Raw genomic sequence first — 5,938 nt, 5'->3', positions numbered from 1 at the left:
TTGGTGCAGTTCCTGTAATTATTGCTGTTTCATCGGCTCATAGAAAAGCTGCTTTTGAAGCTTGTGAATTTGCTATTGACACGTTAAAGGAAACTGTTCCAATCTGGAAAAAAGAGCATTTTGAAGATGGTGAAGTTTGGGTAAATTCACACCCTTAAATAATTTTCATTTTTTTTAATAAAAATGAAGCATTCATATTTTTACAAATACCATCTTTTAATTTGTAATCAAAATACAATTCATTATTAATAATTTCAGCATCAAAATAATAGTTTTTCACTACTGATAAATCATTTTCAATTTCACACAAACTTAAATCATGTGTTGCAATGATTCCTGTAGATTTTGAGCTTACTAATTTTTCTACATATTTTTTAGACCCAATAGCTTTATCTGTACTATTTGTTCCTTTTAAAATTTCATCTAATATTATAAAATATTCTTCATTTTTAATTTGATCAACAATAAATTTTAATCGTTTTAATTCAGAAAAGAAATAAGATTCATTATCGGCTAAAGAATCTGAAGTTCTCATACTTGTAATTAATTTTATTGGTGAATACTTAAATTCTTCAGCACAAACAGGTAAACCTATATTTCCCATAACTATTGCTAAAGAAACCGTTCTTAAAAAAGTACTTTTACCAGCCATATTTGCTCCAGTAACAATAAAAAATTGTTTGTTTTGAATGCTAAAATCATTATCAATACGCTGTGAATTATTCAATAAAGGATGTCCTAAGTTTCTAGATGAAATTACATTTGTACTTGAATTTATTTCAGGAAAAATATAACTAGGATGGTTAAAAGCAAAATTTGCTAAGGAGTTTTGAGCATCAAAAAAAGCAATTACTTGAAACCAATTTTCTACTTTATCTTTATAATTATGAATCCACTTTTCAACTTTATTAACTTCCTCTAAATCACGTAGAAAAAACCCATTACCAATAATAGCAATTATCAAATTATTACGCTGATCAAAAGAATCTAATACCTTAGAAAATTTAGCAACTATTAATGATGCTTTTTGTGTTTCGGTTTGAATTTCCTGTTGTTTTTGTTTTAAGATTTTTGAGGTAAATGAAATTGATTCTATTTCATTTAACAATTTATGATATTGCTTAAAAGTATCTTTGGCATTACTCGCATCATCGTATAATTTACTAACCTTTTTTAAATATACTCCTGAAATCCCTAAGCCAAATAAAAACCAGACTAATAGTAATTGCTGTGGAATTATTTGTAAACTAACTAGTGTAACTAAAGCAAGAGAAATTACTGCAAAAACTTTTGGTAAAAACACTATAATTTTTGGAAATACTGATGTATAGTTATGAATCCAATTTACAATTTCTTTTGCTGGATGTTGAACTTTAACCAAACTAGCCAAAGCAGAAAATTGTTGTCTCCATTTAGGTTGTTGGTTTAATTCATTAATTGCACGTTGCTTTTCTTTAATGTTAAAAATATTGTTATTTAATAATAAATCAACAAACTTTTGCCTACCTTCATTTGTAACAGTTCTATTACAATATTGAAAAAAAGATCCTTTTCCAAACAAATCAATATCATAACTAAATGAATGTGCTGTATTTATATATTCATTCCCTTCATTTAATAAAAAAAAATCTCTACTTAAAACTTTCAACTCTATTTTATTTATCTCAAGTAGCCCTTTATTAAGATTGCTCTTTTCTTGTAGATTGAAATGTCTAAATAATAAATAGATAAATAATGCAATACCTAGAAACGCTATTGGAATTACTAATTTAGTATTTTCAAAAAAGAAATAAGCACTTAAAACTGTGCTTAAAAAAACAATTAATCTTAATATGCTAGACATTGCTAATTTCTTTTTAAGCGTCTTTAACTCTTGCTCAAAATGTAGTTTTTGAGTGTTATAAAATTCCGATGGTTTTTGCATTTAATAACTATTTATTCCTTCAAACAAACTAAATATATTTAAGGAAGGATATTTTTCCTTTATTTTTAAAGTTACATCGTAACTTGTGATTCCTTTTTTACAGATAATTACATAATCTTTTTCAAAATCAGGAGTAAAGTTATCTATCTCAAAAGTTTTGTATGGTATTTTTTGATGCACTTTAAAAGGAAAATTAATATCTGTATGGTTAAAAACACTTATAATTTCAATATTTTTAGCCGAAACTCTTTTTTTAAACTCTTCATTTGAAATTAATAAAGCGCTATCTTGTGTTGTGCAATGTGCATCTAAATAATTTGAGTTTTTAAAAATATCTTCAAAAATTAATGATTTATTTTTCTTCAATTTTATCTTAAACTGAGTATTCTCAAGCGCATTGTAAATTAACAATTGATTGGTTAATGGTTTACCTGTTTTTGTAATTAGTTTTAAAACTTCATTCACCTGCAATAAAGCAATAACACCAACAATTGGGTTTAAAGTTCCTGCTTCTTCACAATTAGGTATGTTTGTTGCAATTTCAGGAAATGCATCGCGCAAATTACATGTGTAATCGCCATCATTATTTAACACATTAAACGTAGCAACATACCCGTCAAATTTATAAAGTGAACCATAAACTAATGGTATTTTAGCTAACACACAAGCATCATTTATAAGATATTTTACGGGTAAATTATCTGTACCTTCAACAACAATATCAAATTTTGAAACAAGGTTTAAAATTGAATTTTTATGTACTGCTTCATTGGTAAATGAAACTTTGGTAAAAGGCGCACGTTTATTAATTTCTTTCGCCAACACTTCAACTTTAGGCTGCTGAATGTCTTCAACCTTATAGAAAACCTGCCTATGTAAATTTGAAACTGAAACAGTGTCAAAATCAACCAAATGCAATTCTCCAATACCGCTTGTTGCTAAATAAATGGCGATTGGGCTTCCCAAACCTCCACAACCAACAACCAAAACTTTTGCTTTTTGAAGCAAATTTTGCCCTTCTTTACCTATTTCAGATAATGTAGTTTGGCGTTGAAAATAATCTTCTTTATTGAAGTCCATTATTGATTTATTTTAGCATTTCCTTTTTCATTTAAATAGTACTTGTATTCTTTTATGCTATAGTAATTTTCTAACTTATTAAGATACAGAAAATACTGCATATCACCAAAACCATAAACGGTTTCTTCTTTCTGCCAAATTAAAAGATTTTTAACAATTTCTACCTCAGATAACGAATTAAAGTTTATAATTTCTAAAATTTTAGTTGAAATTTGATTAAAACCATTTTCACTTAGAAATCGTAATAAATGCTGATTCATTGCCACTTGCAAATACTGAAATTTTGAAGATTGATTAAAGTTGAAATTCTTTAGCTCTTCAAAGCTATTTTCCACAAATACATTCCAACATTTTTTAGCATATTCTAAATTAGATTTACTTAATGAAATTTTATTCTCGTACAAAGTTTCATAGTCTTCAGGAGAGAAATTTAATAATGATTGTAATTGTTTTTCACCTTTCTTATTTCCTGTACAAACCAAATAATAGTTTGTCTTTTTTACATAATTATCTAACAAGTAAGTACACAATGCCAATAAATTAACTTGACAAAACAAATCGAATTCGAACCATAAAACAACTTCATTATAATCCGATACATCTTCTAATTTTACAATTTCTTTTATGGTTTTATCAAAGTAATCTAACCTTTCCGTTCCTAATTCTTGTTCAAAAAAAGTATATCTATTTAACCAAAATTCATCACTTCCAACATTTTTATGCAAAGGACCATCACACAATAATTCTCTCCAAACAATAATAGCACCTTTAATTTTAGATTTTTCTAAAATTTCAGCTGTACTATCACCATTAAGAACATGAAGTGTTTTAGTCATTTATTTCTTTGTGTGCAGCTTTAAATTCTTCAGGAGTATTTATATTTCTAATTAAATTATCATCAACTTCAATAATTTCTATATCAGAATTTATCAATACTTTTCTCGGACAAGAATAGCCTTGTGCTAAATAATTTAGTAATAACGTATAACTTTTCGGCTCCCAAATTGTAATTAAAGGCTCTGGAAATTGTTTGTCTTTTCCTTTAATAGTTGTTGCTGCTTTCGAAGGATTTCTATGTTTTAATAATAATTGAATAACCGCATCATTTACAAAGGGTAAATCGGTTGCAATAACCAACCAAGCAACATCTGGATTTTCTTGAAAAGCAGAACAAATTGCTCCAAAAGGTCCTAAACCTATAAACTTATCAGTAATCTTATGTTCTATTTCAATTTCTTGTGCTGACCTAACAGACAAATACGTTTTTAAATTATTTTTCTCTAGTAATTCAATTGCAACATCACGTTGATTTTTGCCATAAAAGTTCAAAGTTCCTTTATCTTTCCCCATTCGAACACTTTTACCACCAGCCAATACCAATCCTTGAATAGGTGCAATTTTTTCTTTGAGTAAATTTTCAATATGCTTTGAAATTTTATCAATTTCATTAATTGAGTAACAATGTAAGTTTTTAATTAGAGGATTATTTTCAACTAAAAAATCAAAAAAATCAGCATCTTCTGTCAATTTTATTACAAATTGAATGTTATTTAATTGATCTAATCTTTTTAAAACCGAAGCTTCTTTATCTTTGTCTAAAATTAAAATTTGCTTGGCTCCTTGATAATGATTTCCATTAATAAAAACATAATCATATTGTGAAAACTGAACGCGCTGATTGAATTTATTAATACCTCTATTGGAGGTGCTATTTAAAAATCCTTCATGATGATATGTGAAAGTTTCAATAGTTAATTCATCTATATTTTTACTATGTGAAGCATCAAAATAGGCTAATTTATAATTTTTTAACTTTTTAGAAACTTGTTGTACCAAATCAGAAACCACATCACATTTCGTTCCAACAAAAGCTATTTCATTTGGCGCGTAATTATCGTTTTCTCTTAACTTTAGTTTAGCGTGTTTTTGATGTTTACCCATTTTTAATATCGCTTTTTCCTCCAGATTTTTTAACTAGCTTCACCTCTTTTATTATCATTTTTTGCGAAATAGATTTACACATATCGTACACCGTTAGTGCGGCAATATTCGCCCCCATTAAAGCTTCCATTTCAACACCCGTTTTCCCCTCAATAGAAACAGAACATAAAATTTCAATATGCTCTTTATCAAAAATTTCAATAGCAATATCAACTCCATTAATTAATAACGGATGGCACATTGGAATTAATTCTGAAGTTTTTTTTACCGCTTGAATACCCGCAACGATAGCTGTTTGAAAAACGGGGCCTTTTTTGGTTGTTAACTCCTTATTTTCAAAATGTGAAATAATTTCTGTTCCTAAAAACATAATTGATTTAGCAGTTGCTTTTCGTTTGGTAATTTTTTTATCACCAACATTTACCATTTTTGGAGTATTTTTTTCTCCTATATGAGTGAATTCTTTTTCCATAAGTGAAAGATTCTAAATCAAGTTCAGAATGACGTTATTTTATCTATACGTTATTAAAGAAAATACTTCTCCTTTGGTAAAATTACTTCTATCATCTGGTAATTCCAAAAAAGCATCAGAATCTACCAAATTTGCTAAATCTGCTGAACCTCTCCCAGTAACTGGAGTGGCATAAATTTTTCCGTCTTTTTTACTAACTTTCACTTGTAAAAAGTAGGTTAAATTTGGTTTAAAATAAAAATTTTCGGATAGTATTGCTTGTTGTTTATTCTCTGGAGATAATCCAACAGATTTATAATACCACGGATAAAAATATTTTAAACAACTTGCATAAGTTGATACTGGATTTCCTGGGAAAGCAAAAATTGTTTTACTTCCTTTTTTTCCAAACCAAAACGGTTTTCCAGGGCGTTGTTTTACTCTATGAAATAATTTTTCTACACCTAATTCATCTAAAACTTCGGGAATAAAATCGAATTTTCCTTTTGATACAGCTCCACTAAATAATAACACATCAAAAT

Annotated in this window: 7 protein-coding genes; 1 reads left to right on the top strand and 6 read right to left on the bottom strand. The window is 27.7% G+C overall.

Annotated elements, in window-relative coordinates; genetic code table 11:
• Positions 1-17: 17 nt before the first annotated feature.
• Entirely contained in the window at positions 18-158 is a 141-nt protein-coding gene (locus QM495_RS05355) for a molybdenum cofactor biosynthesis protein MoaE (RefSeq protein WP_408671083.1), read from the top strand.
• Here the strand turns inward: QM495_RS05355 and QM495_RS05350 are convergent.
• The 6 genes from QM495_RS05350 to QM495_RS05325 form a co-directional block, all read right to left on the bottom strand.
• Positions 155-1,924: a MutS-related protein gene (locus tag QM495_RS05350; RefSeq protein WP_408671082.1), complete on the bottom strand. Its 1,770-nt coding sequence runs from the start codon at positions 1,922-1,924 to the stop codon at positions 155-157. The genes QM495_RS05355 and QM495_RS05350 overlap by 4 nt on opposite strands.
• Entirely contained in the window at positions 1,925-3,004 is a 1,080-nt protein-coding gene (locus tag QM495_RS05345) for a HesA/MoeB/ThiF family protein (RefSeq protein WP_408671081.1), read from the bottom strand.
• The gene (locus tag QM495_RS05340; protein WP_408671080.1) at positions 3,004-3,840 is read right to left on the bottom strand and encodes a DUF1835 domain-containing protein; all 837 of its coding nucleotides are present in this window, start codon (positions 3,838-3,840) and stop codon (positions 3,004-3,006) included. Before QM495_RS05340 ends, QM495_RS05345 begins: the two co-directional genes overlap by 1 nt.
• On the bottom strand, positions 3,833-4,945 hold the full coding sequence (locus QM495_RS05335) for an NTP transferase domain-containing protein (RefSeq protein ID WP_408671079.1): 1,113 nt from the start codon (positions 4,943-4,945) through the stop codon (positions 3,833-3,835). The genes QM495_RS05340 and QM495_RS05335 overlap by 8 nt, the downstream gene beginning before the upstream one ends.
• On the bottom strand, positions 4,938-5,417 hold the full coding sequence (gene moaC, locus QM495_RS05330; RefSeq protein WP_408671078.1) for a cyclic pyranopterin monophosphate synthase MoaC: 480 nt from the start codon (positions 5,415-5,417) through the stop codon (positions 4,938-4,940). Before moaC ends, QM495_RS05335 begins: the two co-directional genes overlap by 8 nt.
• 39 nt (positions 5,418-5,456) lie before the next feature.
• Positions 5,457-5,938 (bottom strand): molybdopterin-binding protein (locus QM495_RS05325; RefSeq protein WP_408671077.1); only part of this gene is annotated, 482 nt, incomplete at its 5' end.

Origin of the sequence: Lutibacter sp. (genome assembly GCF_046055765.1) — a bacterium.
Classification (GTDB): domain Bacteria; phylum Bacteroidota; class Bacteroidia; order Flavobacteriales; family Flavobacteriaceae; genus Lutibacter.
This window is presented reverse-complemented; position numbering and strand designations above follow the sequence as displayed.

What these genes read in the sequence shown, in the direction of transcription:
- QM495_RS05350 (WP_408671082.1), bottom strand. Translation starts at nt 1,924, where the DNA reads ATGCAAAAACCATCGGAATTTTATAACACTCAAAAACTACATTTTGAG.
- QM495_RS05345 (WP_408671081.1), bottom strand. Translation starts at nt 3,004, where the DNA reads ATGGACTTCAATAAAGAAGATTATTTTCAACGCCAAACTACATTATCT.
- QM495_RS05340 (WP_408671080.1), bottom strand. Translation starts at nt 3,840, where the DNA reads ATGACTAAAACACTTCATGTTCTTAATGGTGATAGTACAGCTGAAATT.
- QM495_RS05335 (WP_408671079.1), bottom strand. Translation starts at nt 4,945, where the DNA reads ATGGGTAAACATCAAAAACACGCTAAACTAAAGTTAAGAGAAAACGAT.
- moaC (WP_408671078.1), bottom strand. Translation starts at nt 5,417, where the DNA reads ATGGAAAAAGAATTCACTCATATAGGAGAAAAAAATACTCCAAAAATG.